Origin of the sequence: Pseudoxanthomonas sp. CCNWLW251, assembly GCF_037402255.1 — a bacterium.
Taxonomy (GTDB): Bacteria; Pseudomonadota; Gammaproteobacteria; order Xanthomonadales; family Xanthomonadaceae; genus Pseudoxanthomonas_A.
This window is the reverse complement of sequence record NZ_JBBEGA010000004.1, coordinates 218832-245806: the sequence shown is the minus strand read 5'-3', so window position 1 is coordinate 245806 and position 26975 is coordinate 218832. Positions and strand designations below refer to the sequence as shown.

21 protein-coding genes are annotated in these 26975 nt (G+C 67.7%); 10 read left to right on the top strand and 11 right to left on the bottom strand.

Annotation, left to right across the window (positions count from 1 at the left end):
• Window positions 1–6: 6 nt before the first annotated feature.
• From WBN46_RS15980 to WBN46_RS15970, 3 genes are all read right to left on the bottom strand, one after another.
• Window positions 7–2343, bottom strand: coding sequence for a family 20 glycosylhydrolase (locus tag WBN46_RS15980; RefSeq protein WP_337732426.1), 2337 nt, complete (start codon window positions 2341–2343; stop codon window positions 7–9).
• A gap of 98 nt (window positions 2344–2441) precedes the next feature.
• On the bottom strand, window positions 2442–5204 hold the full coding sequence (locus tag WBN46_RS15975) for a TonB-dependent receptor (RefSeq protein ID WP_337732425.1): 2763 nt from the start codon (window positions 5202–5204) through the stop codon (window positions 2442–2444).
• Between the two features lie 145 nt (window positions 5205–5349).
• Window positions 5350–6384 (bottom strand): glucokinase family protein, encoded by a 1035-nt coding sequence (locus tag WBN46_RS15970; RefSeq protein WP_337732424.1) that lies wholly within the window; start codon window positions 6382–6384, stop codon window positions 5350–5352.
• 380 nt (window positions 6385–6764) lie between these two features.
• On the opposite strand from WBN46_RS15970, the gene WBN46_RS15965 reads away from it, so the two are divergent.
• From WBN46_RS15965 to WBN46_RS15940, 6 genes are all read left to right on the top strand, one after another.
• Window positions 6765–8081 carry a sugar MFS transporter gene (locus tag WBN46_RS15965; protein WP_337732422.1) on the top strand — a complete coding sequence of 439 codons (1317 nt, stop codon included), beginning with the start codon at window positions 6765–6767 and terminating at the stop codon, window positions 8079–8081.
• An 11-nt stretch (window positions 8082–8092) separates the two neighbouring features.
• Window positions 8093–9160 carry a LacI family DNA-binding transcriptional regulator gene (locus WBN46_RS15960; protein WP_337732420.1) on the top strand — a complete coding sequence of 356 codons (1068 nt, stop codon included), beginning with the start codon at window positions 8093–8095 and terminating at the stop codon, window positions 9158–9160.
• Window positions 9157–10194, top strand: a complete 1038-nt coding sequence (locus tag WBN46_RS15955; RefSeq protein ID WP_337732419.1) for an SIS domain-containing protein — start codon at window positions 9157–9159, stop codon at window positions 10192–10194. The genes WBN46_RS15960 and WBN46_RS15955 overlap by 4 nt, the downstream gene beginning before the upstream one ends.
• Window positions 10191–11336: an N-acetylglucosamine-6-phosphate deacetylase gene (gene nagA, locus WBN46_RS15950; RefSeq protein WP_337732418.1), complete on the top strand. Its 1146-nt coding sequence runs from the start codon at window positions 10191–10193 to the stop codon at window positions 11334–11336. The genes WBN46_RS15955 and nagA overlap by 4 nt, the downstream gene beginning before the upstream one ends.
• A gap of 10 nt (window positions 11337–11346) precedes the next feature.
• Entirely contained in the window at window positions 11347–12417 is a 1071-nt protein-coding gene (locus tag WBN46_RS15945) for a DUF5009 domain-containing protein (protein ID WP_337732417.1), read from the top strand.
• Window positions 12418–12679: 262 nt separating this feature from the next.
• A complete protein-coding gene (locus WBN46_RS15940) occupies window positions 12680–13756 on the top strand; it encodes a PQQ-dependent sugar dehydrogenase (protein WP_337732539.1) in 1077 nt (358 codons plus the stop codon).
• Here WBN46_RS15940 and WBN46_RS15935 read toward each other — a convergent pair whose 3' ends face one another.
• The 5 genes from WBN46_RS15935 to WBN46_RS15915 form a co-directional block, all read right to left on the bottom strand.
• Window positions 13757–14044 (bottom strand): lipid-A-disaccharide synthase N-terminal domain-containing protein, encoded by a 288-nt coding sequence (locus tag WBN46_RS15935; protein WP_337732538.1) that lies wholly within the window; start codon window positions 14042–14044, stop codon window positions 13757–13759.
• A gap of 47 nt (window positions 14045–14091) precedes the next feature.
• Complete coding sequence (locus WBN46_RS15930; protein ID WP_192199778.1) at window positions 14092–14826, bottom strand: glycosyltransferase family 2 protein; 735 nt, start codon at window positions 14824–14826, stop codon at window positions 14092–14094.
• 22 nt (window positions 14827–14848) lie between these two features.
• Window positions 14849–16516: a phosphoethanolamine--lipid A transferase gene (locus tag WBN46_RS15925; protein ID WP_337732416.1), complete on the bottom strand. Its 1668-nt coding sequence runs from the start codon at window positions 16514–16516 to the stop codon at window positions 14849–14851.
• The gene (locus tag WBN46_RS15920) at window positions 16513–17175 is read right to left on the bottom strand and encodes a phosphatase PAP2 family protein (protein WP_337732415.1); all 663 of its coding nucleotides are present in this window, start codon (window positions 17173–17175) and stop codon (window positions 16513–16515) included. Before WBN46_RS15920 ends, WBN46_RS15925 begins: the two co-directional genes overlap by 4 nt.
• Window positions 17176–17363: 188 nt before the next feature.
• A complete protein-coding gene (locus WBN46_RS15915; RefSeq protein WP_337732414.1) occupies window positions 17364–19061 on the bottom strand; it encodes a glycosyltransferase family 39 protein in 1698 nt (565 codons plus the stop codon).
• 145 nt (window positions 19062–19206) lie between these two features.
• Between WBN46_RS15915 and WBN46_RS15910 the strand changes: the two genes are divergently transcribed.
• Genes WBN46_RS15910 through WBN46_RS15900 form a run of 3 tightly spaced genes read left to right on the top strand, consistent with a single transcriptional unit; the run spans window position 19207 to window position 21861 of the window.
• On the top strand, window positions 19207–19911 hold the full coding sequence (locus WBN46_RS15910; protein ID WP_337732537.1) for a response regulator transcription factor: 705 nt from the start codon (window positions 19207–19209) through the stop codon (window positions 19909–19911).
• Window positions 19895–21154, top strand: coding sequence for a HAMP domain-containing sensor histidine kinase (locus tag WBN46_RS15905; protein ID WP_337732413.1), 1260 nt, complete (start codon window positions 19895–19897; stop codon window positions 21152–21154). The genes WBN46_RS15910 and WBN46_RS15905 overlap by 17 nt, the downstream gene beginning before the upstream one ends.
• Window positions 21155–21213: 59 nt before the next feature.
• Window positions 21214–21861, top strand: coding sequence for an MliC family protein (locus WBN46_RS15900; RefSeq protein WP_337732412.1), 648 nt, complete (start codon window positions 21214–21216; stop codon window positions 21859–21861).
• Window positions 21862–21909: 48 nt separating this feature from the next.
• Here the strand turns inward: WBN46_RS15900 and WBN46_RS15895 are convergent, their stop codons facing one another.
• From WBN46_RS15895 to WBN46_RS15885, 3 genes are all read right to left on the bottom strand, one after another.
• Window positions 21910–22575, bottom strand: coding sequence for a DUF3011 domain-containing protein (locus WBN46_RS15895; RefSeq protein ID WP_337732411.1), 666 nt, complete (start codon window positions 22573–22575; stop codon window positions 21910–21912).
• 92 nt (window positions 22576–22667) lie between these two features.
• On the bottom strand, window positions 22668–23897 hold the full coding sequence (locus WBN46_RS15890) for a multifunctional CCA addition/repair protein (protein WP_337732410.1): 1230 nt from the start codon (window positions 23895–23897) through the stop codon (window positions 22668–22670).
• A gap of 201 nt (window positions 23898–24098) precedes the next feature.
• Window positions 24099–26060, bottom strand: a complete 1962-nt coding sequence (locus tag WBN46_RS15885) for a transglycosylase SLT domain-containing protein (RefSeq protein WP_337732409.1) — start codon at window positions 26058–26060, stop codon at window positions 24099–24101.
• Between the two features lie 61 nt (window positions 26061–26121).
• Between WBN46_RS15885 and WBN46_RS15880 the strand changes: the two genes are divergently transcribed.
• On the top strand, window positions 26122–26919 hold the full coding sequence (locus tag WBN46_RS15880; protein WP_337732408.1) for a sulfite exporter TauE/SafE family protein: 798 nt from the start codon (window positions 26122–26124) through the stop codon (window positions 26917–26919).
• The last annotated feature ends 56 nt before the right edge of the window (window positions 26920–26975 follow it).

The following is a 26975-nucleotide window of genomic DNA, read 5'->3' as shown; positions in this document are numbered from 1 at the left end:
TGATGGTTACTGGGGCTGCAGCGTGATCCGGTCCAGCACCCACATCTGTGGACGCGTGTCGCCGGTGAAGCGCACGCACAGGTCCTGCCTGCCGGTCGTACCGGCCGGAAGTGGCGCCTCGAGATCGAGGAAACCATCGGCGTTGGGCGCGGCCGGCAACGCCACCGTCGCCAGCGTGCGGCCCTTGCAGCCGCCGCCCAGGATCTCAAGTTCGCCCAGCGGCGACTTCGCCGGCTCGAACGTGCGGTGCGGTTCGTCGTGGGCCAGCTGGAAGTAGTACGGGATACGTCCGGCCCGCACCTTGATCGACGCGATGCCGTCGAGATCGGCCTGGTTCCACTGCCAGCAGGGATAGAAGATCGTGGCGTTGAAGATCGCGCGCTCGCCATCGGCCGGGCCATCGTCTTCCAGTCGCAGCAGCAGGCGTCCGGCGTCCGGACACACGGCCATCGCTTCGTCGGTGCGCGACAGCAGCGAGGCGGGCGTCAGTTCGAACGTGGACGCAGGTGCCAGCGCACGGCCGTCGGCGAATGCCGCGGCGCGCACGGTGGCGGGGAGCTTCACGTCCAACGGCGTCGTGAAGGCTGGTGACGTCGCCTTCGGTTCGCTGCCGTCCGTGGTGTAGCGCACGGCATAGCCCAGCGGGTTCGACAACGTGATCTTCGCCGTGCCGGCCTTGCGATCGTCCTCGGTCGCGATCATGGCTTCGAACGGCGTCTTCGCGTAGCCCAGGCCGATGGCGTCGTAGCGCTTCAGCTGCGCCGGCAGGCGGGCGGTGAAGTTGGCGAAGTCCTTCTTCGCCGCCGGCGTCCAGCCGGTTTCAGCCACGGCGGCCAGGCGCGGGAACGCGTTGTGCTGCAGGCGGGCGAAGGTGCGCGTGTGTTCGGTCCACAGGTTGGCCTGGATGCCGAGGATATGGTGGCGCTGGCTCTCTTCCAGTTCCGCCGGGACCGGATCGAAGCCGTAGACATCCTGCAGCGTGATCAGCGCGGGACGACCAGGCGGCTCGTTCGGCGAGGCGGTCTGCAGGTAGTCGAGGTACGTCTTGTTGGAAGGCGACATCACCACGTCGTGGCCTTCGCGGGCGGCCTGCAGGCCGCCTTCGATGCCGCGCCACGACATCACCGTCGCCTCGGCGGGAAGCTTGGCTTCCAGAATCTCGTCCCAGCCGATCAGGCGCTTGCCGTGCGTGGCGAGATACTTCTCAAGGCGTCCGACCAGGTAACCCTGCAGGTCCATCTCGGTCTTCGCGCCCACCTCGCGCATGCGCGCCTGCTCGCGCGCGGAGGCTTCCCACTGGTCCTTCACCGCTTCGTCGCCGCCGATGTGCACGTAGGTGCCGGGGAACAGCGTGACCACTTCGCCCAGCACGTTCTCGAGGAAGGTGATGGTGCCTTCTTCGACGTTGACCAGGTTCGGGAACACGCCCCATTCGTTCGACGGCACCAGCGGCGTGTCGATCGAACCCAGCTCGGGATACGCGGCAATGGCGGCTGTGGCATGGCCCGGCACGTTGATCTCCGGCACCACGGTGATGTGGCGCTCGGCGGCGTACTTCACCACGTCGCGGATTTGGTCCTGCGTGTAGAAGCCGCAGTAGGGACGCGGCTCGCCCGTCTTCGGGTCCTTGCCGCCATCACCGGCGGGGATGCGGCAACCACCGATCCCGGTGAGCTTCGGGTACTGCTTGATCTCGATGCGCCAGCCCTGGTCGTCGGTCAGGTGCCAATGCAGCGTGTTGAGCTTGTGCAGGGCCATCGCGTCGATGACCTTCTTGACCTCGTCCACGCTCTGGAAGTGGCGCGCCGGGTCCAGCATGAAGCCGCGCCAGCCGAAGCGGGGCGCGTCCTCGATATGCAGCGCCGGCAGGGTGACCCCGCCCTTGTCGCCCTGGGTGGCGAGCTGCCACAGCGTCACCGCACCGTAGAACAGGCCGCGCTCATCGCGCGCCTTCACGGTGACGCCATCGGGCGTGACGTCGAGCGAGTAGGCTTCCGGGTTCTGCTTGTCCGCACCGGCCGACTCCAGCACGAAGCGGATCACGCCCTTGCCCTCGTCCTGCGTGGTGGCCAGTGCAGGCCCCCCCGCGGACTGCAGGTAGGCCGCGAACTGCTTCGCCACGCGCGTTGCGGCCTCGCCGCTGGCGGCCAGGCGCGTGTCCGCAGTGATGGCAAAGGCGCCTTCGCCCGTTTGCAGTGCGGCAGGCGCCGGAATAAGCGACGGCGTGATCGGCGTGGACGCCGCCACGCCGCCATCGTCGCTCGTCTTCGGCGTGCAGCCAGTGAGAGCCAACAGGGTGAAGGCCAGTCCGGCCAGGGCGCGATGGGCGATGGGTCGTTTCATCGGTGTCCTCGGTAGCGATGGGCACAGCATGCCCAAAAAAAGCGGGCCAGGACGCATCCGGGCCCGCAGAGGGAGAGTGTTCCCTTACATCGTTACGATCAGAACTTGAAGCGGAAGTTCAGGTAGTACTGGCGGCCGTTCTGGTAGATCGAACGTGGCTGGTCGCGGTTCAGAGCGTAGTACTTCAGCTTCGGCTCGTTGAGGTTCAGGCCGTCCAGGGTGACCGTCAGCCAGTCCGTCGCCTTGTAGCCCAGCGAGGCGGAGAGCACGTCGGTTTCGTCCTGGTAGAACGCCGTGGCGCGATCCAGGCCGCTGTAGAACTCTGAGCGGTAGGTATAGTTCACGCGGGCATTGAAGCGGTCGTTCTCGAAGTATGCGCCGACGTTGTAGGTGTTCTTCGAGGTGCCTACCAGATCGCGGCCATCGTCCTGCTCGCCATCGGCGTAGGTGTAGTTGGCGTTGAAGCCGAAGTTGTCGCCGATCGGTTGTTCGTAAGTCAGCTCGAAGCCCTTGACCTTGCCGTCCGTGTTGACCGGTACGGTCAGCACATAGTCCGCCAGGTAGCCCTGCGGGTTGGTCGTGCTGTAGGTCATGTATTGGCGCGTCTCCTGGCCGTAGGACACGTAGTCCTTCAGATCCATGTAGAACACGCTAGCGGCAAGCAACGCACGCGGTGCGAAGTACCACTCCACCGAGACGTCGAAGTTGGTGGAAAGGATCGGCTTCAGGTCGGGGTTGCCGCCGCTGCCCGAACCCGGTGCGCCCACGGAAGGCGGCGGGCTGAGCGAGACGGCGCCCGCCAGCGCCGAGTAGTCCGGGCGGGTCATCGTGCGCGATGCCGCGACGCGAGCCACCAAGTCCTCGGTTATGTCGAACTTGAAGTTGGCGCTGGGTAGCAGGTCGGTATATGTGTGGCGGGTGATGACCGGCAGGTAAGGACCGAAATCCGAACCGGTGACCGCATCCGGCGAACCCGTGCCCGAGACATTGTTGTGGATGCGCTGCTCGGTCCGCACGTAGCGCAGGCCAATGTTGCCGCTCCAGCGATCGCCTTCCAGGTTCAGCTGGGTGTAGGCCGCGGAGGATTCTTCATGGATGCCGTACAGGCCGGCCCAGTCGGTGCGCGTGACGGGGTTGCGGTTGGTGAAGCGGTCGTTGAAGGCGGCCAGCTGCTGGGGCGAGAAGTACCAGATGTCGCGCGGGAACGTGCCGCCCAGGCCGTCGGCGAAGTCACCCGGATAGTTGGCGTAGCCACCGGTCGGGTAGTTGGCCGGATCGAACGGCGACTGCGTGCCGACCGGGCAGAAGTATGGCTGGCTCCAGTCGAATGCGACGGTGTTGCCGCTCGCGTCCTTACACGCCGGGCCCTGGCCGGTTGCGCCCAGCGACTCGCGGCTGTGCTCGGCATAGCGAACGCCGAACTGCAGCGAGGACATGGCGCCCTTGTCGATGAAGTATTCGCCATCGATCTGGCCCCACTTCTCTTCGTCTTCGACCTTGACGTCCTGGTAGCCAAAGATCCAGCCCAGCGTGTCGGCGGCGTTGCTGGCGGGGTTGCCACCGATGTACCAGTCGGCCGCGCCTACGCCGTTGAGGCCCCAGCCGCCGCCGGCGCCGATGCCCACGTTCCACTCCGCTACGTCCTGCGTCGGCGTCTCGCCGGTGCCGTCGGATGTGCCCAGCTGCGCCTTCAGCACCAGCGAGTCGCTGGGCTGCCACTTGGCATCGAACGCGATGAACGAGGAGTCTGCACTCGCATCAGGACGCGAGATCTGGTCGTACACGCCGTACGTCGTGCCGGGAACGCCAGCGAAGTCGGCCTGCACCAGGGTGCCGTTGCGGACGACGTAACCCGGCAGCGGCGCCTGGCCGGTACCGCGAGCCAGGAAGTGCGTCACCCACAGCAGGTAGTTGCGGTTGTAGTTGCCCGCTTCCTGATCCGACACGAAGGCGTTCACGCCCAGCGTCAGGTCGTCGGTCGGCTTGATCTGGACTTCCAGCAGGCCGCCCTTGCGCTCGCGCTTCTGCTCGAACAGCGCCGAGCCGATCATCGTCGGATACCACACGCCGGCGAGGTCCGGGTTGGAGAGTGCCACGGCGCTGCCCGGCGCGATCTGCTCATAGCCAAGAAGCTCTTGGCCGTCGCGACGCAGGCTGCGCTCTTCCGAGAACGCCTGGACCAGCACGCCGAGGGTGCCGGCATCGTTCTTCCAGTTCAGCAGGCCGCTGAACTGCGGTTCGGTTTCGCTCGGGAGATCGGAATAGACCGCGCCGATGGAGGCTTCGGCGGTGAAGTTCTCCGCGAACTCCAGCGGCTTGCGGGTGATGATATCGACCGAGCCCGCCACGCCACCTTCGACAAGGCTCGCCTGCGAAGACTTGTGCACGACGATCTGGCTCACCAGTTCCGACGGCAGCAGGGTGTAGCTGACGCTGCGGCCGACCGTGCCGGTCTGGTTCAGCACGAACCAGTCGCCCGAGGCGATGTTGTGACCGTTGAACAGCGTTTGCGTGAGGCTCGGATTGGTGCCGCGCATCGACACGCGGTCGTTTTCGTCGAAGCCGCCTTCGTTTGCGCCGGCTGAGCTCACCGTCACGCCGGGAATGCGTTGCAGCGAGTCGGCGACGTTCTTGTCGGGCATTTTGCCGATGTCTTCGGCGGTGATGACTTCAACGTGGCTCTTGGCATCGCGCTTGACGTCCAGCGACTTCTCCACGCTGCCACGGATGCCGGTGACGACCACGGTGTCGAGGTCGGTCGCCTGCGCATCGGCGGGTTGAGCGTCCTGTGCATGCGCCTGCACCGCTACGCCGAGACAGGTCACGATGGCGGCGGAAAGTATGGATCTGCGGTAAATCATGATGTCTCTCCCATCATTCATTGTTTGAGTTTCGGCAGGTCTTGCTCGCGCTTGCTCCGCCGTGCCTGAAGCCTTTGTTGCAATCGGCGCTGCGCGTGGACTGCGCTTTGCCTGTCTTCGTCGCGCCTGTGCCGGCGCTTCCCTTTCAATCGTCCCCGTGTTGCTCCAGGTACCACTTGGCGGCACCCACCACCCCCAACTGCCCGTGCTCCACCAGCTTCACGGAGATGCGTTCAAGCGCCTCGCGCATCGATCCCTTGTTGAGGAACCGCGGCACGAAACTGCTTTGAATCAGGAAATCGCGGATCTTCGGCAGGATGCCGCCGGCGAGGTACACGCCACCCTGCACGCCGTACAGCAGCGCCATGTCGCCGACCACGCTGCCCAGCAGGCCGCAGAACACGTCGAGGCTTTCGCGCGCCATCGGGTCCTCGCCGGACAGGGCGGCGGCGGTGATGTCGCCGGGGCGCGCATACGCTGAAGGCGCGGCCCCGCGCACCGCGCACAGCGCGGCGTGCAGGTTCATCAGGCCGGGACCGGAGAGGGCCTGTTCGACCGGCACGTGGGTGCGGGTCTTCAGCATCTCGGCCAACAGGGCCATTTCGAGTGTGTTGCCGGCGGTCAGCGCGGCCTGGCCGGCTTCGGTGGCCAGGACCACGGCACGCTTGCCGGCGGGAATCCAGACCGCCGCCCCCAGGCCGGTGCCCGGGCCGAGGATCAACGTGGGTCCCCGCGCCGGCGCGATGGCGGGACCGGCCAGTTGCAGGACCTCGCTGGCGTCCATCTGTGCCGCGGCGTGCGCCACGGCTTCGAAATCGTTGACCAGGCGGACGTCGTCGAAGCCCAGCTGCGCGCGCAGTTCGACTGGCGACAGCCGCCACGGCAGGTTGTTGGTGATGACGGTGCCGTCTTCCAGCGCGTAGCCGGCACTGGCGATCACCGCGCGGTTCACCCCGGCCGGAGCCAGGCGGGCGAGGAAGTCGCCGACGATGTCACCCAGGCTCGCGTATTCGGCGCAGGCGTACTTGCGGTACTCGAGCACACTGACCGGCGCGCCAGGATCGCCGCTGCCGCGGACCAGGCCGATGCGTACATGCGTGCCACCGACATCCGCCGCGATGAAGGCGTCTTCCGCCCTGCGGATGGCATCTGCCGGTACTGGATTTGCAATGGCGACCACACGTCTCCCCACATGTTCGCGGCCGGGACTCCCGCATCCCGATATGGCCCGAGTGTGGAAAGTGTTTGACAACGTTGTCAAGACTCTGTCATCAAATAGGCGTCTGGCGGCCAGTTGGGTGTAGCGAAACGGGAACAATTGGCGTATTCAGCATTTGATTATCCGCATATTTGCGGTTAATCATTGAAAAGGAAGGTCAATTTTCTTCAAGTCTCGCAGGACTTCATGCTGCAGTGCACGAAGGCTTGGCGCTCACACAAGGGGTTGCGCTGTCGCCGCAACTGCCCATACGGTCGCTCTTTGATGGATTCTTTGACAACGTTGTTTCCGGTCGCGGGTTTGTTGCGGACCCGCTCATCGGCCAGCACGAGGGGACTCTCATGACCATCGCATCCGGCTCCAACCCGCTTCGCTCGCTGGCCATCGTCGGCCTGCTGTTCTTCATCATCGGGTTCTTCACCTGGATCAACGGACCGCTGATCACCTTCGTGCAGCTCGCGTTCGACCTGGACGAGGTGAATGCCTTCCTCGTGCTGATGGTGTTCTACCTGTCGTACTTCTTCCTCGCCCTCCCGGCGGCGGCATTGCTCAAGCGCACCGGCATGAAGAAGGGGCTGGCGATCAGCCTGTTCGTGATGGCAGTGGGTGCCGCGATGTTCGGCGAGTTCTCCACCCAGCGCTGGTACCCGGGCGCGCTGTCCGGCCTGTTCGTGATCGGCGGCGGATTGGCGTTGCTGCAGACGGCGGTGAACCCGTACGTCAGCATCCTCGGCCCCATCGAGAGCGCGGCCCGGCGCATCGCGCTGATGGGCATCTGCAACAAGATCGCCGGCATGCTGGCGCCCATCGTGATCGGCACGCTGGTGCTGCATGGGGTGGGCGACCTCGCTGCACAGGTCGAGGCCGCCGACGCGGCCGGCAAGGCGGTACTGCTGGATGCATTCGCCGCGAAGATCCATCTGCCGTACCTGGTGATGGCCGGCATCCTGGTGGTGGTCGCCATCGGCATCCTGTTCTCGCCGCTGCCGGAGGTGAAGCCTTCCGACGCCAACGCCGCGCCCGTGGCGGATGCCGCCAATGGCGAACGCGGCCTGGCGCAGTTCCCGCACCTGTGGCTGGGCGTGTTGTGCCTGTTCCTCTACGTGGGCGTGGAGGTGTTGGCGGGCGATGCGATCGGCACGTACGGCCGCGGCTTCGGCCTGCCGCTCGACCAGACCAAGCTGTTCACGACCTACACGCTGTTCGCGATGCTGGCCGGTTACCTCGTCGGCCTGGCCGCGATCCCGCGCTTCGTGTCGCAGGAACGCTACCTGGCCATCTCCGCAACGCTGGGCGTGCTGTTCGCGCTTGGTGCGTTGCTGACCCATGGCTATGTGTCGGTGGGTTTCGTCGCGGCGCTGGGCTTCGCCAACGCGATGATGTGGCCGGCGATCTTCCCGTTGGCAATCAAGGGCCTCGGCCGGCATACCGAGACCGGATCGGCCCTGCTGATCATGGGTATCGCCGGTGGCGCCATCCTGCCGCAGGCGTTCGCGGTGCTGAAGCAGCACTACGACTTCCAGGCGGTGTTCGCGGGGCTGGCCGTGCCCGGGTACCTGTACATCCTGTACTACGCACTGGCCGGTCACCGGGTGGGCCGGTCGCGGCCGGCGACGGACGTGCCGGAACGCGGCATCATGGCGGACTCGCCTCCATGACGGAAACGCCCATGCGCCGACCCACCATCAAGGACGTCGCCGAACGCGCGAAGGTCTCGCTGAAGACCGTGTCCCGGGTCATCAACAACGAACCGTCGGTGCTGCAGGGCACCCGCGCGCGCGTGCTGCACGCGATCGCAGAACTGGACTACGAGCCGGACCAGTCCGCGCGCAACCTGCGCAGCGGCACGCCGTTCGTGATCGGGCTGGTGTACGACAACCCCAACCCGTACCACATCATCGGCGTGCAGAACGGCGTGCTGGCCGCGTGCAAGGAAACCGGCTTCGGCCTGCAGATCCATCCGGTCGATTCCACCTCGCCGCTGCTCGCGGAGGAACTGGTCGAGTTCGTGCAGCGTTCGCGCCTGGCCGGGCTGGTGCTGACCGCACCGATGTCCGAGCGCGCCGACCTGGTGACGGCGCTCGCCGCGCGCGGGGTGAAGCTGGTGCGCATCATCGCCGCCACCGAAGATCCGGACGATGGCCTGCCCTGCGTCTACGTGGATGATCGCGACGCCGCGTACGAGATCACCGAACACCTGATCCAGCTCGGCCACCAGCGCATCGGTTTCCTCTGGGGCGGCCTGGCGCACCGGTCGAGTACGGAGCGCTATGCCGGCTACGAGAAGGCGCTGAAGGATTACGGCATCCAGCTCGACAAACACCTGGTGGTACCGGGCGACTACACGTTCGACGACGGCTTCCGGGGTGCACGCCGGTTGCTGGCGCTGCGCGAGCCCCCCACGGCGATCTTCGGTTCCAACGACGAGATCGCGGCCGGCGTGCTGGCCGCCGCCAAGTCCACCGGCATGAACGTGCCTTACGACCTGTCCATCGCCGGTTTCGAAGACAGCCCGTTCTCCAAGCAGTCGTGGCCGCCGCTGACCACCGCCAAGCAGGCCACGCAGGACATCGCGAAACAGGCCGCACGCCTGCTGATCGCCGGCCTGCGCCAGGACGCTTACGACGACAATCCCTCGCCCGTGCACAACCAGGGCTTCGTGCCGCAACTGGTGGTGCGTGGCTCCACCGCGCCGGTCAGGCCGCGCGCGGACCGACCCGAACCGGCATCCCCATGACCGACACCTCGTTGCCCGCACCCTCCGATACGCTGATGCACCAGGAGGCGGCCCAGACCGCCGACATCGTCGCCGACCAGTACGCCCGCAACGCCGCCACGGTGAAGGCGCTGGCCGACGACCTGCGCCGCAATCCGCCGCCCTTCGTCGTCACTTGCGCCCGTGGCAGTTCCGACCATGCGGCCACCTATGCGAAGTACCTGTTCGAAACGCAGCTGGGCGTGGTGACCGCATCGGCCTCGCCGTCGGTGGGTTCGGTCTACGAAGCGAAGCAGCGGCTGGACGGCGTGCTGTACGTGGTGATCTCGCAATCGGGCAAGAGCCCGGATCTGCTGCGCAACGCGGCCTCGGCGAAGGAAGCGGGCGCGCGCGTGGTGGCGCTGGTCAACGTGGAGGATTCCCCGCTGGCGCAACTCGCCGACACCGTGCTGCCTCTGCGCGCGGGGCCCGAGCGCAGCGTGGCGGCGACCAAGAGCTATCTCGGTTCGCTCGCGGCCATCCTGCAGCTGGCCGCGTACTGGAAGGACGAAGCGCCGTTGCATGCGGCGACGGAGGCGCTGCCGGAGGCGTTGCGGCGCGCGTGGCAGGCGGACTGGTCGCCGTTGGCGGAGGGGCTGGTGGGGGCACACAACCTGTTCGTGCTCGGCCGCGGATTGGGCCTGGCCGCCGCGCAGGAAGCCGCGCTGAAGTTCAAGGAGACCTGCGGACTGCATGCGGAAGCCTACAGTTCGGCCGAGGTGAAGCACGGGCCGATGGCGCTGGTGGGGCCGGGTTTCCCGGTGCTCTGTTTCGCACAGCCCGATGAAACCGAGGCCGGCACGCTGGCGCTGGCGCAGGAATTCCGCGGCCGCGGCGCACAGGTGTGGGTGGCGTCGCGGCAGGGCGATCTGCCGCTGGTCGAAGCACCGCATCCGGCCTGCGCGCCGCTGCTGACCATCCAGAGCTTCTATCGCGCGATCAATGCACTGGCGTTGCGTCGCGGCCACAATCCCGATGTGCCGCCGCATCTCAACAAGGTCACTGAAACGGTATGAATGCGATGAGTCCTGCCACCGCCCTGTGCCACGCGCGCGTGCTTACGCCCGACGGCGTCATCGATGGCCTGGCGGTGCTGATGCAGGATGGTCGCATCGCCGACCTCGTCGCCAATGACGCGGTGCCGGCGGAAGCGAAGCGGGTCGATCTCGGGGGTGCACTGCTGGCGCCCGGCTTCATCGATGCGCAGGTCAATGGCGGTGGCGGCAGGCTGTTCAACAACGACACCAGCGTCGAGGCGATACGCACCATCGCCGAGGCGCACCGTCGTTTCGGCACCACCGGGCTGTTGCCCACGCTGATCAGCGACGACGCCGAGGTGATGGCGCGCGCCATCGCCGCCACGCGTGACGCCATTGCGCAACAGGTGCCGGGCATCCTCGGCATCCATCTGGAAGGACCGTACATCGCGCCGGCGCGCAAGGGCACGCACGATGCCGGCAAGTTCCGCGTACCGGGCGAAGACGAGGTCGCGATGGCCACCTCGCTGGCCAATGGCGTCACCTTGCTGACGCTGGCACCGGAGCAGGTGCCTGCGGACACCATCCGCGCGATGGTGGCGCGCGGTGCCATCGTGGTGGCCGGGCACACCGCCGCCACGTACGAACAGGTCCGCACCGGCATCGATGCCGGCATATCCGGGTTCACCCACCTCTACAACGCGATGTCGCCCCTGCAGGGCCGCGAGCCCGGTGCGGTCGGTGCCGCCCTCGAAGACGACGGCTGCTGGTGCGGGGTGATCGTCGATGGCGTGCACGTGCATCCGGCCAGCCTGCGCGTGGCGCTGGCGGCCAAGCCGCGCGGCAAGGTGTTCTTGGTCACCGACGCGATGCCACCGGTCGGCGCGGATGATCCCTCCTACGTGTTGTACGGCGAAACCATCACCGCCATCGACGGCGTGGTGCGCAACGCCGCGGGCGCGCTGGCGGGCTCGGCGCTGGACATGATCACGGCAGTGCGAAACAGCGTGCATCTGCTGGGCCTGCCGCTGGAAGAGGCGCTGCGGATGGCGTCGACCTATCCGGCCGAATTCCTTGGCCTGGGCGCCACGCACGGTCGCATCGCGCCGGGATACCAGGCCGATCTGGTCGCGCTGGACGCCGGGTTGCAGGTGGTGGGGACGTGGATCGGCGGGAAGTGAAGCGGTACGCATGAGTGTCGCCTCTGCCCGGTTCGCCTCCGTCGACGCGCTGCGTGGGCTGACAGTGGCGGCGATGCTGCTGGTCAACACGCCGGGCGACTGGTCGCATGTGTATGCGCCCTTGCTGCACGCCGAATGGCATGGCGTCACGCCGACCGACCTGGTGTTTCCTTTCTTCCTCTTCATCGTCGGCGTGTCGATTTCGCTCGGCATCGTTCCCCGCGCCGAGGCCGGCATTGCGCGCGGCACGTTGGTGCGCACGCTGCTGTGGCGCGCGGCGAAGATCGTCGCCCTCGGCTTGGCACTTCACCTGTTGGCGTACCTGTTGCTCGACCGGCCGCACTTCCGGCCCTGGGGCGTGCTGCAACGGATCGGGCTGTGTTTCGCGTTCGCCGGACTGATCGCGCTCTACACAAGGCCACGCCTGCAATGGGCGCTGATCGGCACGATCCTGCTGGGGTATTGGGCGCTGCTCGCACCGTTCGGCTACGCGCCTTACACCCACCTGCCGGCGCGGGTGGACTCCGCGCTGTTCGCGCCCTGGCTGTACCAGTGGGACGCGACGCTCGTGCGCGGACAGGATCCCGAAGGCGTGCTCAGCACGCTGCCCGCCCTCGCCACCACGCTGCTCGGCGTACGCGCGGGGGCGTGGCTGCGCGCCGATGCGCTGCGACGGATGGTGATGGCCGGCGTCGTCGCGCTCGCCGCGGGCCTGGCCTGGGCGATGGTGTTTCCGTTGAACAAGGCGTTGTGGACCTCGTCCTATGTGCTGTTCACGGCGGGCTGCGCCCTGCTCGCGCTGGCGCTCGCCCATGCCGCCGTGGACCGGCGCGGATGGCGGGCGGTGGGGCGTCGCTTCGGGACGAACGCCATCGCCGCCTATGTGGGCGCGGCCGTCATGACCTACCTGTTGCTGGGGCTGGGCTGGATGGAGCCGCTGTACCGGAAAGGCTTCGCCGACTGGATGACGCCCCAGGTCGGGCCCTATGTGCCTTCGCTGGCCTTCGCCCTCACGTTCGTCGGGGTGTGGTGGTGGGTCGTGTGGGCGATGGATCGGCGGGGCTGGTATCTGAAGGTCTGAAGACCCGGCGGCCATCACGCTTTTCTTCGCCTGCCCGGCGTACAACGACGTCACCCCCGCCGGAGCCACCCGCATGAAGCTGCCGTTGCTGCTGGTCTGTGTGGTCTGCATGGCGTCGTGCCAACGCGCGACGGTCGACGAGAACGGGGCGCGGGTCGTGCTCGCGTCCGCACCGCGTGCGAAGGCCACCGCAGGCCTGATGGCGGCGCCCCGCGGCGAGCCCCCGGCGCCGTTGCCGGGCGTGGAACGCATCGCGGGGGGCATGTCGCCGCCGCGCGCGGTGCCGGATCCGCCGTTCACCAGCACGCCGGTGGCCACGTTCAATGAGCCGTGGGCGATGACCTTCCTGCCGGACGGTCGCCTGCTGGTCACGGAGAAGTCCGGCAAGCTGCGCCTCGCCAATCTCGCCACCGGGCAGGTGGGCGAGATCATCGGCCTGCCCACGGTGGCCTATGGTGGACAGGGCGGCTTGGGCGACGTGCTATTGCATCCGCGCTTTGCGGACAACCGGCTGGTGTACATCAGCTACGCGGAAGCAGGCAGCGGCAGCACGCGAGGCGCTGCAGTGGCACGCGCAAGCCTTCAGCTCGACGCCAGCGGCAATAGTGGCAGCCTTACGAGCCTGCAGGTGATATGGCGCCAAGTGCCCAAAGTCAACGGCGATGCCCACTATGGGCACCGCCTGGCGTTCGACGCAGACGGCAAATTGTGGGTCACCTCCAGCGACCGCCAAGCCTCGGCAGCTGCGCAAGACGTGCAGTCCGCGCTAGGCAAGATTATGCGGCTCAACGACGACGGCAAGCCTGCGCCGGGTAATCCGTACTCCGCCTTGGGAATGGGGGGTGTCGGTGCAGAAGTATGGTCACGGGGCCATCGCAACATACTGGGCATCGCCTTCGACAGTGCCGGCCAGTTGTGGGCACACGAGATGGGGCCTGCCGGGGGCGACGAACTCAACTTGATCGAACGCGGCGCCAACTACGGCTGGCCGATCGTCTCCAACGGCGACCACTACGACGGCACGCCGATCCCCGACCATCCCACGCGGCCGGAATTCAATGCGCCCGAAGCCTCGTGGAACCCGGTGATCGCGCCGGCGGGCTTCGTCATCTACTCGGGCAATCTGTTTCCGTGGTACCGCGGGAAGGGCTTCATTGGCGGGCTGGCCTCGCAGGCGCTGATCGAGATCGAGTTCGACGGCACGCAGGCGCGCGAGGCGCGTCGCTATCCGATGGGCCGCCGCATCCGCGAGGTCGAACAAGGGCCGGATGGCGCGCTGTGGCTGCTGGAAGACGGCAGTGGTGGCCGCCTGTTGAAGCTGACGCCCAATCGCAGCTGATCAGGGCGTGCTTCCCAGCGCCCGCTGCTGGCGCTGGTGATGGATGTCCAGGTAGAGGCTGTAGGCGGCGGTGAAGGCGGGCAGCAGGTTCTGCAGCACGCCTACCGCATCCTGCTTGGACGAGAACAGGAAATAGCTCAGCGCCATCAGGCTGCCGCACAGGCTCATGTACCAGAACAGGCGCGGAATCACCGGGCGGCGCGCGCGCCGCGATGCGACGAACTGGACCAGCCAGCGCGCGCCGAACAGGGCGGCGCCGGTCAGGCCGATCAGCTTCCACGGCGTCATGTGCAGGCCGGTCCAACCCAGCCAGACGATTTCCTGGTCCAGGATGTTCACGATTTGCGCCCTGCATGGATCTCGCTGACGGCGGTCACGTGGCTGCGATGGATCAGCCACGACACGCCCATCAGATCGCGAATGCCGACCAGTGCGCGGCCCAGATTGGTGTACTTCGATTGGCCGGACCCGCGTGGCCGGTGCGACACCGGCACGCTGACCGTCAGCCAGCCGGCACGCTGCATGAGCGCGGGCAGGTAACGGTGCATGTGGTCGAAATAGGGAAGCTCGAGGAACGCCGCACGCTCGAACAGCTTGATGCCGCAGCCGGTGTCGGGCGTGTCGTCATGCAGGAGCCACTGGCGGATGCGGTTGGCCCAGCGCGATGCCCAGCGCTTGCTGCTGGTGTCCTTGCGATCCACCCGCCAACCCGCGTAGAGCCGGGTCTGCGGATTGCCCGCCTCGCGTGCCGCCAGCAGCTTGAGGATGTCGCCGGGATCGTTCTGGCCGTCACCGTCGAGGGTGACGATCCATGGCGACAGCGCATGCTTCACGCCGGTGCGGACGGCGGCGCTCTGGCCGCTGCGCCGGTGGTGCACCACCACGCGCAACTCCGGAACCTCGGCCTTCAACGCCGCGAGCACGTCGCGTGTGTCGTCTTCGGACTGGTCATCCACGCAGACGATGTCGAACACGATGCGGCCACGCAGGTGCTGGACCACTTCGCGCACCAGCGGCCCGATGTTGCCGGCCTCGTTGAAAACAGGAATGACGACGGAAAGACTTGTCATGGCAGTGCTCGTCTCGACCATGTCAGCGTGCGCTCCTGCAGGTCAGGAAAATGTCGTAGTCCGGCCGATAAAGCGATGTCTTCACGTCGGTGAGTCCCAGTACGGTGTGGAAAAGCTGGTCATGGCTGGCCTGCCTGCCCGCGCGGTCGCGCAGGCACTGCGGATCCAGGTGCGTGGATTGCCGCCACGAGGGTGAGAACCACGCGACCATCGGCACGTCGAGTTGCTCGCGTGGCGCGATGGCGTAGGGCATGCCGTGCAGGTAGAGGCCTTTCTCGCCCAGCGATTCGCCGTGGTCGGAGACATAGAGCAGGGCCGTGTCGTAGCCCGGGAGCGTCGACAGGCGATCGATCGCGCCCGCCAGCACGTGGTCCGTGTAGGCGAGTGCGTTGTCGTATGCATTGACGATCTGCGCGCGGCTGCAGCGCCCCAGGTCCGAGGTCTCGCAGACAGGCGTGAAGCGACGGAAAGCAGGCGGGTAACGCTCGAAGTAGGTCGGGCCGTGGTTGCCCAGCATGTGCAGCACGATCACCTGGTCGCCCTTGTTGCGCGCGACGGTTTCTTCCAGCCCTTCAAGCAGGATGCCGTCGAAGCAGCGCGCCCCGTTGCACAGTGCGGAGTCCTTGCGTGCATGCAGGTCTTCGACCGGCAGGCCCGTGCAGACGCCTTTGCAGCCGGACTGGTTGTCGCGCCACAACGTGGCCACGCCCGCGCGTTGCAGGACGTGCAGCAACGACTGGTGGCCGCGGATCGCTTTTTCGTCGTAGCGTTCGCGTCCCCACGGGGAGAACATGCAGGGCAGCGAGACTTCGGTGCTGCTTCCGCACGCACTGACGTGCGGGAAGTTGAGCACGCCGCGTGCGGCCAGTTCCGGCGTGGTCTGGCGCGCGTAACCGTTGAGGCCCCAGTTGGCGGCACGCGCGGTCTCGCCCACCACCAGCATCAGCAGGCGCGGCCGCCGCATCGTGGCGGCAGGCGACTGCACGGCGTCCTCGCCGATGGGAAGTTGGGCATGGGTGCGGCCGGGCGGGTCTTCGCTGACCACCTTCGCCAGCGACACGAGCACGTTGGCGGGCGTGACGAGGTAGCGCACTTCGCGCTGGTTGCGCAGGAAGGCGGTAAGCGGCTGCAGGGAAGGCAGCACGCCGACCAGCCCGACCACGACCATGCCGAGGAGGAAGACGCTGCGCGCCAGCACTGCGCGTGCAACGCCGCGCGGTCGCAGGCGCACGCGCCACACCACGAACAGCGGCGGCACCGCCGCCAGCAATGGCAGCAGCGCATCCGGGCCGGCGAGGTCGGCGGCTTCGCGCCAGTCGGTATGCAGGACGTTGCGGACCATGTCGGCGTCGATGTAGATGCCGTACGCGGCCATGTAGTGCCCGGCCAGCGCCGCGACCACCACCAGCAATGACAGCACCACGCGCGCGGTACGGCGCCAGACCAGCAGCGACAGCCAGATCCCGTGCACCGCGGTGATCAGCAGGAACAACGACAGCGTCCAGGTTCCCTGTGCCCATGGCTGTGGGGACGCTGCCCGCCAGAAGACCGCGTTCGCGAACAGGCTGAAGTAAAGGCAGGCCGCCAGGATCAGTGTTTCCGTGCCCACCAGCGGGCGGACCGCCAGCGCGGCACGCAGCCGTTGCCAGCGAGAGGGAACGCCTGCGTGATCGAGCACTGAAACGCTCATGCGCATGCCTCCATCGTCACTTGGCCGCGTCGCGCACCGAGTCCCTCGACGGCGCAGGCGATGGTCCAGCACACCGCCAGGCTGGCGACGTCATGCGACAGGAAGTGCGCACCGCGCAGCTGCTGCGCCAGGCCGAAGACGCCACCCGCCAGCAGCCCGACCGCGAGCCCTGCAAGCCGCCACCGGGGCGCGACGTGCAGGAAGAAAAAGTACGACGCCACCCAGGCGTAGCCGCTTGCGGCGTGCGCGGCGGGAAAGCAGGCGGCGGGGCCCAACGAAGCCGGACGCGGTGCCAGCAGCGGCACGTAGGCGCGCTGGCCGCCGAATCCCGCAAGATCCCACGGGCAATCCACCTGCGTGACCGCCTTCAACAGGGCCACGCATGCGGTGGACGCGAGCAGCGCCAGCAGCAGGCGGGCGGCAGGACGCGTCCATGGAGCCGATGCAGGCTTCGCCCAGTGCACCAGGGTGGCGGCCAGCAGGCCAAGCCAGGCCAGCAGGCTCGCGGTGCGGCCGCCGCGATGCAGGACGGTTTCCAGCAACACGCTGCGCTTGAGCGACCACGCATCGCCTTCCCAGTGGAACAGCCAGCCCGCCCAGGGCAGGTCGATGCGGCATGCCAGCTGCCATGCGATCAGCAGCAGGGGAATGGATACCAACGCGAGGCGCGGTCCGGGACCTGTCGTCGGAGCGGAGGACGGGAGCGACGGAACGGGCATGCGGATGCGGATGCAGGAAGGTGCACGCATGCTCGTGGCCGCGATGTCGTAGCGCAGTCGGACAGCCGTCGGAAACGCGTTAAGTCACGCGCGAATGATTCCCGCCTGCACGCGGCGTTGTTCCGGATTCAGTCTTCGCTGACATCCGCCGACCAGTCGGGTGGCACATCGCAGCCTTCGATCCAGGCATCCCCGGGTGCAAGGATCCATGCACGCCGGTTGGATGCGCCGATGTCGACCACCTTCGCCGGATCCAGGCACGGGCCGATGGCTTCGCTGCGCAGGAAAAGCCAGCGTTTCGCCGGTGCTTGCAGCAGCCACGCGTGCGCATGCTGCCACTGCGCCGCCCAGGGCTGCTTGAAGCCGAAGTCGGTCACGGGCCGGTCCGCCTGCAGCAGATGCTGTTCGCGCCAGCCCAGCATGGCCAGTTCGGCATCCGGACCGATCCGCTCGCCGACGCGCTGCATCAACGCCTTGGCTGAACTGTCGGGGCTGAGCGCCGGCATGAAGCCCATGCCATACGCCGTCCACAGTGCGGCCGTCACGGCGACCAGCGCCACCGCCACATGTCGTCGCGCGGCGACTATCGCGGCGAGTGCCACGACGGCGAATCCCAGCAGCCATCGGCTCAGCTGCGCGACCGTCGCCATGTCCATGCCGCGGCCGTCGAGCAGTGCGTGCAGGCGCTCGGGGGGCGCCATCGACAGCCACGCGCCCAGCACCCCTGCGACCAATGCCAGCACGGCCATGTACGACCACAGCGTTGCGCGCACCGCGCGTCGTCGCAACAGACCCGGGAGCAGCGGTGCCGCCGCCACCGCCAATGCCGGCAGCATCGGGAAGATGTAGACCTCGCGCTTGCCCGCGCTCGCGCTGAAGAACACCAGCACCAGCGCCGCCCAACCCAGCAGCAGGACGTGGCGCGCATCCGGCCGGCGCATGCGCCGCCACCACGCGGGCAGCAGCCACGGCGCCAGCAGCACGCCGGGCAGCCACAGCGTCAGCATCGCTTGCAGGTAGTACCACGCGGGTTTCACGTGATGCCATGCGTTGGCATAGCGCGTGCCGGTCTGCTTGAACAGCATCTCGCGCGCATACGCCTGCAGCGCAGGATCCGGGGAAGAGAGCGCCGTCGCGAGCATCGGTACGAGCCAGGTGGCCGCGCCCAGCAGGAATCCCGCCACGCCTGCAAGCACGTGCACGCCACGCGGTGCGGGCAGCGCGCGGGATGCCGTCCGTCGCGCCCACAGCCACGGCAGGAACACCAGCAGCGCCAGGAAGCCGACACCCTTGGTCACCGTGCCCAGGCCGGCGGCGAAGGTGCCGAGTGCCAGCAACCACGGACTCGGCTTTTCCAGCAGGTAGCGCAGCAGTGCCCACAGCGACAGCGTGGTCATGGCCACCAGGACCATGTCGATCTGCGCGCGCTTGGCCTGCAGGGCGAACTGCAGGCAGACGAACAGGCCGAAGACGGCGTAGGGCACCGTGTGCCGGCCCCACAGGCGGCGCGCCAGGTCACCGGACAACCCGAGGGTCAGCAGCGCGGCCAGCAGCGACGGCAGCAGGAACGCCACCTGCCAGTTGCGCACCAGCAGGTAGCTGGTGGCCTGCAACCACATGAATGTCGGAGGTTTCTCCGCATACAGTTCCGCGCCGCGGTGCGGGAACAGCCACTGGCCGGTCTCCACCATCATCCGCGCGGCCAGCACGAAGCGTGGTTCGTCCGCCGGCATCGGCTCGCGCATGCCCAGTCCCGCCAGCAGCGCCCACAGCATCAGCACGAGCAGCAGCGGCGTCTGCCAGCCGGGGGCGTGTTGAAGGTGCATCGGGCGCATGGGGGGCATGCCGGTCTGCAACGCGGCGCATGATCGTGGATGATGGGGCGTAGGAGATTCGTCGGAATTCCGACGGCGCTTCGACGTCCGGCCTGCGATGCTGCCGGTCCTTCCCCTGCTGGCGCGGACCTTGCCGATGCGGCTGCTGGTCATCGAAGACAACCGGAACCTGGTGGCGAACCTGTTCGATTACTTCGAGGCGCGCGGCCACACCCTGGACGCGGCGCCCGATGGCGTGACCGGCCTGCACCTGGCCAGCACCCAGGTCTACGACGCCATCGTGCTGGACTGGATGCTGCCGCGCCTGGAGGGCCCGGAAGTGCTGCGCCGCCTGCGCGAGGAGCACGACTCCAGCGTGCCGGTCATCATGCTGACCGCGCGCGACGAACTGCCCGACAAGATCGCCGGTTTCCGCGCGGGCGCCGACGACTACCTGACCAAGCCGTTCGACCTGCCGGAACTCGAAGTGCGGCTCGAGGCGCTGATGGCGCGGATGCACGGCCGGCAGCGGCGCAAGGTGCTCGAAGTGCACGACCTGAAACTCGACCTCGCCACGTTGGAGGCCACCCGCGCCGGGCAGGTGCTGCATCTGTATCCCGCCTGCCGCAAGCTGCTGGAAACGCTGATGCAGGCCAGTCCTGCCGCCGTCACCCGGCAGCAGCTGGAACATGCGCTGTGGGGCGACCACCCGCCGGATGGCGACATGCTCCGCTCGCACATCTACGAACTGCGCCGCAGCGTGGATGGCCCATTCCCGGTGAAGCTCATCCAGACCCTGCCCCGCACCGGCTACCGTCTGGCGGTCACCCATCCGGAGGGACGCGATGGAAAAGCGCCGTAGCCTGCATGCGAAAATCAGGCGCCTGCTCGGTGGTTACGCGGTACTGCTGGCCGCCATCATCATCCTGGTCTTCGCTGATGACTTCCTCGAGGACTGGGTCTGGAAGTCGCTGCTCCAGCAGGAGATCGTGCACTACGTCCAGCAGAAGGCCGCAGATCCGGGCCACGAATGGCGTGACACCGGCGCGATACAGCTCTACCGGGTGCCGGGCCGCCAGCCCCCGCCCGGTCTGTCGATGCTGCCGCAGGGCGTGCACGATGATTTCTGGTTCGGCGGGCGCGAGAACGTGGTGCTGGTCCAGCGTGTGCAGGGCGTTGACTACTTCGTCGTGCGCGACATCACCGGGATCGAGACCATCGAGGACGCCCTGCTCCTGGGATCACTGGGCCTGGCGTTCATCGCGCTGGTGGTCATAGGGGTGATGGTCGCCCGGGGGGTGCGGACTGCGCTGCGCCCCCTGTCCGACCTGGCGAACGACATCGGGGCACTTTCTCCCGATCATGCCGGCCAGCGCGTGGTCGTGGCGGATGGCGCCAGCTCCGAGCTGCACGTCATCACCAACGCCCTGAACGATTACCTGCGCCGCCAGGATGACTTCGTCGAGCGCGAGCGCACCTTCATCGATACCGCCAGCCACGAGCTGCGTACGCCTATCGCCATCATGGCGGGCGCCAGCGAACTGGCGCTGGAGCAACCCGGCCTGCCGGCGCCGGCGCGCCAGCAGGTGCAACGCATCCATCGCACGGCCCGCGACGTGGAGCGCCTGATCGCCCTGCTGCTGACGCTCGCCAAGGACCCGGCACGGTTGTCGCGCAGCAACGAAGTGGTGATGCTGCATGAACTGCTGCCGGACATCATCGACGACCACCGCCACCTGCTGGCGGGCAAGGATCTTTCCATCGTGGTCGACGAACTGCTGCCATGCACGGTGTCAGCGCCACTGCACATCGTCCAGGCGGCCATCGGCAACCTGCTGCGCAACGCCATCGAGAACAGCGACCGCGGCGAGATCCACATCCGCCTCGACGCCGATGCCACCGTCACCCTGCAGGATCCCGGGCACGGCATGACGCCGGAAGACATCAGCCGCATCTACGCACAGCTGGCGCGCGGCGGCAGTCGCGAAGGTGGCGGCATCGGACTGGATCTGCTGGCACGCCTGTGCGAACACCTGGGCTGGACGCTGTCGATCCAGTCGGCGCCGGGGCGCGGCACGATCAGCCGGCTGCGCCTCTCGCGCTGACGGCACGCCTTCACGCGATCGGCGCTAGCATGCGCCGCACCCCGTGCCGGAGACCGCCGATGAAGTCGCCCCTGTTGTGCTTCCCTCTGCTCCTGCTGGCAGCCTGCGCGCCCGAAACCCCCGCGCCTGCCGCTACAGCGCCCGCCTCCGCGCCCGCCGCCACGGCTCCTGCCGCGAACGTGGCGGCGCCGGAGACCACTCCCGCGCTGGCACCGCCCTCGTTCGATTGCGCCAAGGCCGCCAGCGAGGCGGAGAAGCTGGTCTGCACCGACGCCGAACTGGCCGCGCTCGACCGTCAGCTTGCCACGCGTTACGCGGAAGCCAAGGACGCCGACCCTGCGATGCAGCGCGGCTGGGTGAAGGGACGCGACGAGTGCTGGAAGGCGGACGATGTGCGCCTGTGCGTGCTGGAGTCCTACAGGACCCGCCTGGTCGAGCTGGCGATCCATGCGCCCGGCCTGGTGGTGCCGAAGGCGGTGGAATACCGCTGCGACGACAACAGCAAGCCGTTCACGATGACCTTCTACAACGACCTCGATCCGGCGGCGGCGGTGATGACCTGGGGCAACGACCAGGCCATCGTGTTCCCGCAACCGGCAGCCAGCGGCGCCAAGTACGGCCGCGGCGGTATCGAGTACTGGGAACACCAGGGCGAAGCCAGCGTGGACTTCTTCGGCAACAAGCTCAGCTGCCGGCCTGTCCCGTGACCATGAGGGAAGGACGCCAAGCGTCCTTCCTCCACGGGCTTCCGACGTTCAGCGAACGCGGCGGTAGCGCACCTCGTTGTGCCGGTCCCCCACCTGGGAGGTGACCAGGCCGTCACGGGACTGGTCGATGTCGAACGTGGTGTTGCCGACGTTGAGGCGGCCGTCGTTGATCCAGCCGTTCACGGTCTGGCCACCGGAACGGGCTTTTGCGCGGCCATCGGAGTCGATGGTCAGGGTTACGTCGCTGTTGTACATCGGGTTGTAGCCTTCGAACGTGCCGATCATCCAGCCGGGAACATACGACGTATGCCGCGGCCCCTGGTAACGGTCGTCGTCGTATTTGTTGTCCTTCTTGTCCGCGTTGGCGGCGATGGCACCGAGGATGGCCGCGCCGATGAGCACCCCGGCCGCCACCTTGGCATCCTTGTTGCCGTCATGGTGGCCTGAAGAACTCGTGTGCACGCGGAAGGTCGCGCGGCAGCCGTCATCCACCCAGATCTCGCGGCGGTTGTAGTCCCAACTGCGGCCCTGGACGCATGAGGTGCTGGACAACTGGCGGTCCAGGGTGACGTAGGCCGAGGTGGAGATCGGGCAACTCTGGTAGCGGTCGTTGCGGCTTTCGCAGGTGACATAGTCATCGTCGGCCCGGGCTTCGGAGCCCCAGAGGCCGGCGCCGGCCAGGCAGAGGTACAGAATGGTGCGCGTGCATTCCATGACGGACCCTCGAGTGATGGGATGGCGTGATGCGGCTCCCGTGCCGCGAACGCGACAATACCCGCCCAGGTGTGAAATGGGATGCGGGTGGATCAGCCGCTGATCCGACGGGCGCGCTGCACGGCGGCAACCCGCGCGGCGCGTACGGCGTCGCCGATCTGCGGCCCGGTCATGCCGTCGCAGGCCACGTCGCGGGTGCTGACCTGCCGGGCCGCCTGGTGCAGGCGCAGCAGTTCCCGGCCCTGCGGATAGTCCGCCTCTGCATGGTCGCCACGTCCGCGTTTGTCCGCCTCGCAGACCGTGGCCAGCCACGGAATACGCTCGGGACGGCGGAAGGCATCGCAGCGGGTGAGCAGCTCCACGACCGTGGCATCGCGCAGTTCGGCCAGGCGATGCACGTTGAGATGCTCGCGACACGCCATCACCGCCAGCTCGCGGTAGTCGGCCGGCACCTTCAGGCGCTCGCACAGGGCGAGCACGGGCCTGACGCCCGCGTGCTCGTGCCCGATGTGCTTCGGCAGCATGTCGGCCGGCGTCAACGCCTTGCCGAGGTCGTGGGTCAGCGCAGCGAACCCGATGCACGCATCACCGGGCGCCAGGCGCGCGGCCATGTCGCTGACCATTTCCTGGTGCACGCCCGTGTCGACTTCCGGGTGATACTCCGCGCGCTGCGGAACGCCGTACAGCGCATCCACCTCGGGCAACACCACGGCCAGCGCCCCGCAGGCACGCAGCGTGGACAGGAAGGCAGAAGGCGTCGTCGACGCCAGCGCGCGCCTGAGTTCCTGCCACACCCGCTCCGGCACCAGCGCGTCGAGTTCGCCACTGGCGACCAGTTCGCGCATCAGCGCCATCGTCTCCGGCGCAATGGTGAAACCCAGCGATGCAAAGCGCGCCATGAACCGCGCCGCGCGCAGCACGCGCAGGGGATCTTCGACGAAGGCCTGGCTCACGTGCCGCAGCACGCGCGCGTCGATGTCGCGCGCCCCTCCGTACGGGTCGATCAGCGTTCCGTCGGCGTCCTGCGCGATCGCATTGAGGGTGAAGTCGCGCCGCTGCAGATCCTCTTCCAGCGTCACGGAGGGATCGGCATCGACCACGAAGCCACGGTAGCCCCGTCCGCTCTTGCGTTCCGTGCGCGCGAGCGCGTACTCCTCGCCCGTATCGGGGTGCAGGAACACGGGGAAGTCGCGACCGACCGCCTTGAATCCCTGCGCTTCCATCGCCGCCTGGGTGGCACCGACCACGACCCAGTCGCGGTCGCCGGGCGCCAGCCCAAGCAACCGGTCGCGCACCGCGCCGCCGACGAGATAGATCTTCATGCCGGCATGATGCCGGATTGGTGCGTTCGCCGTCTGCTGTTGACCTCTGCAGGAGCGACGTGAGCCGCGACCGGAAAAGCGGAACGATGTGACGCCTGATGGAGCGACTGCTCCTGACTCGCAGTGGAGCATCCGCGCACCTCTGGGTGCAGAGGGGCGAGGTCGCGACTGACGTCGCTCCTGCAAGGAGCGCATCCGCCTTCAGCTCTTCGGCATCTGCGCCGTCGGGCAAGTGAAGGCTTTCCGCTTGGCCTGCACGCGCCCCATCATGCGGTCGGTCACCGGCAGGGCGGTGCCGTTGAGGCGCCAGTCGTAGATCACGCTGAAGGCGAGCACGCGCGCCACGTACTCGCGGGTTTCCTTGTAGCTGATGGTTTCGATCCAGACGTCGGGGTCGAAGCCCGGTCGCTGCGCCTGCCAGCGCGCGGTCGGCGCCGGTCCGGCGTTGTATGCGGCGATGGCGACATGGGGGACGCCGTACTTGTCTTCCATCTCGCGTAGGTACGCGGTGCCGATGGCGATGTTGGTGTCGGCGTCGTACAGGCTCGCCGCGCCCGCATACGGAATGCTCCATCGCTTGGCAACGCCGGCGCCCGTGCCGGGCAGTACCTGCATCAGCCCCATGGCGTTGGCGCCGGAGCGCGCCTTCGGGTTGAAGATGCTCTCGGCGCGGATCTCGGCCGCGACCCAGGCCGGATCGATGTTGTGCTTCGTTGCTTCGCGCTTGATGGTGTCGTCGTGGTGCAACGGGAAGCGAAGCGTATACAGGCGCTGCTCGTCCGGCTGCCTGCCGAGCGAGAACACGGCACGGTCGAACCAGCCGTTGTCGCGCGCCACCTCCACCGCGATGCGGCGCTGGGTATCGTCGAAGCGCGACAGCGCCTCGTTCCACTCGGCGGTCGCCCAGCCGGGCCGTTCCAGTTGCCACAGCTCCATCGCGCGGACGATGGCCGGATCGCGCGCGACCATCTGCTTTGCGGCGGCGGGGTCATTCGGGATCCAGGCGCACAGCGCGTAGGGCTGCTCCAGGCGGTCGGCCGCCAGGAAGCCATGGAACGTGGGGCTGGCGGCGGTTTCCCGGAACAGGCGTTGCGCGCTGGCACGGTCACCCGTCTTCTCGGACATGCGCGCTTCGAAATAACGCCAGCGCGAATCCGCGCGCTGTGCAGGCGGCATCTTCTTCAACGCCGCCAGCGCGGCCGGCCAATCGCCACGCGACAGGGCCTCGCGCACGCGCCATTCGTGCAGGCGTTCGTCGTAGGCGGACTCGGGCACGTTGCCCAGCCGGCGCGCGGAATCCGGACCGTAGGAGGCGACCGTCCACAACGCGACCTGGTACAGCACCTGTCCGCGTTCGGATTCGCCCATCCCCAACGCATCGGCGTACTGGGGCAACAGGCGCTCGGCGGTGTCGGGGTCGTTCTGGGCCAGTCTGGCCAGTCCATGCGCGGCCATCCGTCGGCTGCGTTCGGTCTTGGGCCAGTTCAATGCGCGTGGATGGATGGCGTCGATGAAGGCGGCGTAGTCGGCGGCCAGCGCGCCCTCCTCGGCGGGCAGCCCCCGGGCAGCCGAGCGCATCACGCCGGTCTGGCGTTCCGCGGCCGCTGCCTCGATGCGTTCCCAGCGCAGCGCGGGAGTGAGTCCACCCTGGCTCGCGAGCACGTTGAAGACCGGCTCGCACCCATCGGGCAGCGACTTCGCGCCCTTGCGCCAGATCGCCTGCGCCTGCTGTGTCCACGCGGCATCTGTGCGGCCGGTGGCCTGGCGTGCCTGCAGGTGCGCGCATTGCAGGGAGAGGTTTTCAGTGGGCTTCCACGCGGCGAGGAAGGTGGGCCACTCCTGGCGCCGCGCCAGCGCCGCCAGCCACAGGGAACGGAATTGTTCGGCCACGGCCTGGCCTTCGTGACGTTTCAGGAAGGCCTGCGCCTGCGGTGTCGATACTGCATCGATCTGGCGACGCAGCGAGGCGAACTCGACCCAGCCGTACAGCGGGTGGCGGACGAGGGCGGATGACGTGGCGCCATCGAGGCGGCCGGCTTCCGCTGCGGCGAGCGCGTCGCGGACGACTGGACGTTGGGTGTGGAGCGATTGCGCGCGCGATACCGGCGCGATGCACAGGCCCGCGAGGGCAGCGAGTACGATGACAGGGGGGATGCGGATCATGCCGGGGACTATACCCAAGCCGGCTGAACCTCCCTGTAGACAGGCGATGACGAGGTGATGCTTGGATGGTGTTTGGATTTTCCCTGTACTGGGCGTGCTGGCCGGCATCCTCGCGGGCCTGCTCGGCATCGGAGGCGGCCTGGTGCTGGTGGCCGCACTCGCGTGGATACTCCCGCTGCATGGCATTCCAAAAGAAGCCGCAATGCATGCCGCGCTCGCCAGTTCACTGGCGAGCATCGTGCTGACGGCCACGTCGTCCGCGTATGCGCACCATCGTCGCGGCAGCGTGCTGTGGCCTACGGTGGTGTGGATGGTGCCGGGCCTGCTGCTGGGTGGTTGGGTCGGCAGCGGTCTGGCGGTGTACCTGGATGACGACGTGCTGCGCTGGATCGTGGCCGGTTACTGCTTCATCGCAGGTGCGCAGATGCTGTTCGGCGGCAACGCACACCCCGAAGGTCGTGGCGTACCCGCCCCGCGCGGTGCCGGCATGAGTATGGCGGGCACCGTGATCGGTGCAGTGTCGGCGGTGGTCGGTATCGGGGGCGGCAGCATGACGGTGCCGCTGCTGGTGTGGCGCGGTGTGCAGCCGGTGCGCGCGGTCGGCACGTCCAGTGCCTGCGGCGTGGCCATCGGGCTCGCAAGTGCCGCGGGTTATGCGCTGCACGCACCGCCGGGGGCGTTGCCGGCGCACGCGGTGGGTTACATCTATCTTCCGGCCGCCATCGGCGTGGCGGTCGCCTCCGTCCTTGCCGCACCCTACGGCACGCGACTGGCGCACCGCATTGGCGGCAAGGCGCTGAAGCGTGTGTTCGCCGTCTTCATGATGGTGATGGGGATCGCGATCATCGCCAGTGGCTGATCGCGACGCCCTCTACACACATTTACTTGTTAACCATCGTGACGGCTGTGTGTAGA

What these genes read in the sequence shown, in the direction of transcription:
- WBN46_RS15915 (WP_337732414.1), bottom strand. Translation starts at nt 19,061, where the DNA reads ATGCACCTTCAACACGCCCCCGGCTGGCAGACGCCGCTGCTGCTCGTG.
- nagA (WP_337732418.1), top strand. Translation starts at nt 10,191, where the DNA reads ATGAATGCGATGAGTCCTGCCACCGCCCTGTGCCACGCGCGCGTGCTT.
- WBN46_RS15885 (WP_337732409.1), bottom strand. Translation starts at nt 26,060, where the DNA reads ATGATCCGCATCCCCCCTGTCATCGTACTCGCTGCCCTCGCGGGCCTG.
- WBN46_RS15975 (WP_337732425.1), bottom strand. Translation starts at nt 5,204, where the DNA reads ATGATTTACCGCAGATCCATACTTTCCGCCGCCATCGTGACCTGTCTC.
- WBN46_RS15955 (WP_337732419.1), top strand. Translation starts at nt 9,157, where the DNA reads ATGACCGACACCTCGTTGCCCGCACCCTCCGATACGCTGATGCACCAG.
- WBN46_RS15965 (WP_337732422.1), top strand. Translation starts at nt 6,765, where the DNA reads ATGACCATCGCATCCGGCTCCAACCCGCTTCGCTCGCTGGCCATCGTC.
- WBN46_RS15930 (WP_192199778.1), bottom strand. Translation starts at nt 14,826, where the DNA reads ATGACAAGTCTTTCCGTCGTCATTCCTGTTTTCAACGAGGCCGGCAAC.
- WBN46_RS15935 (WP_337732538.1), bottom strand. Translation starts at nt 14,044, where the DNA reads ATGACGCCGTGGAAGCTGATCGGCCTGACCGGCGCCGCCCTGTTCGGC.
- WBN46_RS15900 (WP_337732412.1), top strand. Translation starts at nt 21,214, where the DNA reads ATGAAGTCGCCCCTGTTGTGCTTCCCTCTGCTCCTGCTGGCAGCCTGC.
- WBN46_RS15895 (WP_337732411.1), bottom strand. Translation starts at nt 22,575, where the DNA reads ATGGAATGCACGCGCACCATTCTGTACCTCTGCCTGGCCGGCGCCGGC.
- WBN46_RS15925 (WP_337732416.1), bottom strand. Translation starts at nt 16,516, where the DNA reads ATGAGCGTTTCAGTGCTCGATCACGCAGGCGTTCCCTCTCGCTGGCAA.
- WBN46_RS15960 (WP_337732420.1), top strand. Translation starts at nt 8,093, where the DNA reads ATGCGCCGACCCACCATCAAGGACGTCGCCGAACGCGCGAAGGTCTCG.
- WBN46_RS15945 (WP_337732417.1), top strand. Translation starts at nt 11,347, where the DNA reads ATGAGTGTCGCCTCTGCCCGGTTCGCCTCCGTCGACGCGCTGCGTGGG.
- WBN46_RS15910 (WP_337732537.1), top strand. Translation starts at nt 19,207, where the DNA reads ATGCGGCTGCTGGTCATCGAAGACAACCGGAACCTGGTGGCGAACCTG.
- WBN46_RS15940 (WP_337732539.1), top strand. Translation starts at nt 12,680, where the DNA reads ATGTCGCCGCCGCGCGCGGTGCCGGATCCGCCGTTCACCAGCACGCCG.
- WBN46_RS15980 (WP_337732426.1), bottom strand. Translation starts at nt 2,343, where the DNA reads ATGAAACGACCCATCGCCCATCGCGCCCTGGCCGGACTGGCCTTCACC.
- WBN46_RS15905 (WP_337732413.1), top strand. Translation starts at nt 19,895, where the DNA reads ATGGAAAAGCGCCGTAGCCTGCATGCGAAAATCAGGCGCCTGCTCGGT.
- WBN46_RS15890 (WP_337732410.1), bottom strand. Translation starts at nt 23,897, where the DNA reads ATGAAGATCTATCTCGTCGGCGGCGCGGTGCGCGACCGGTTGCTTGGG.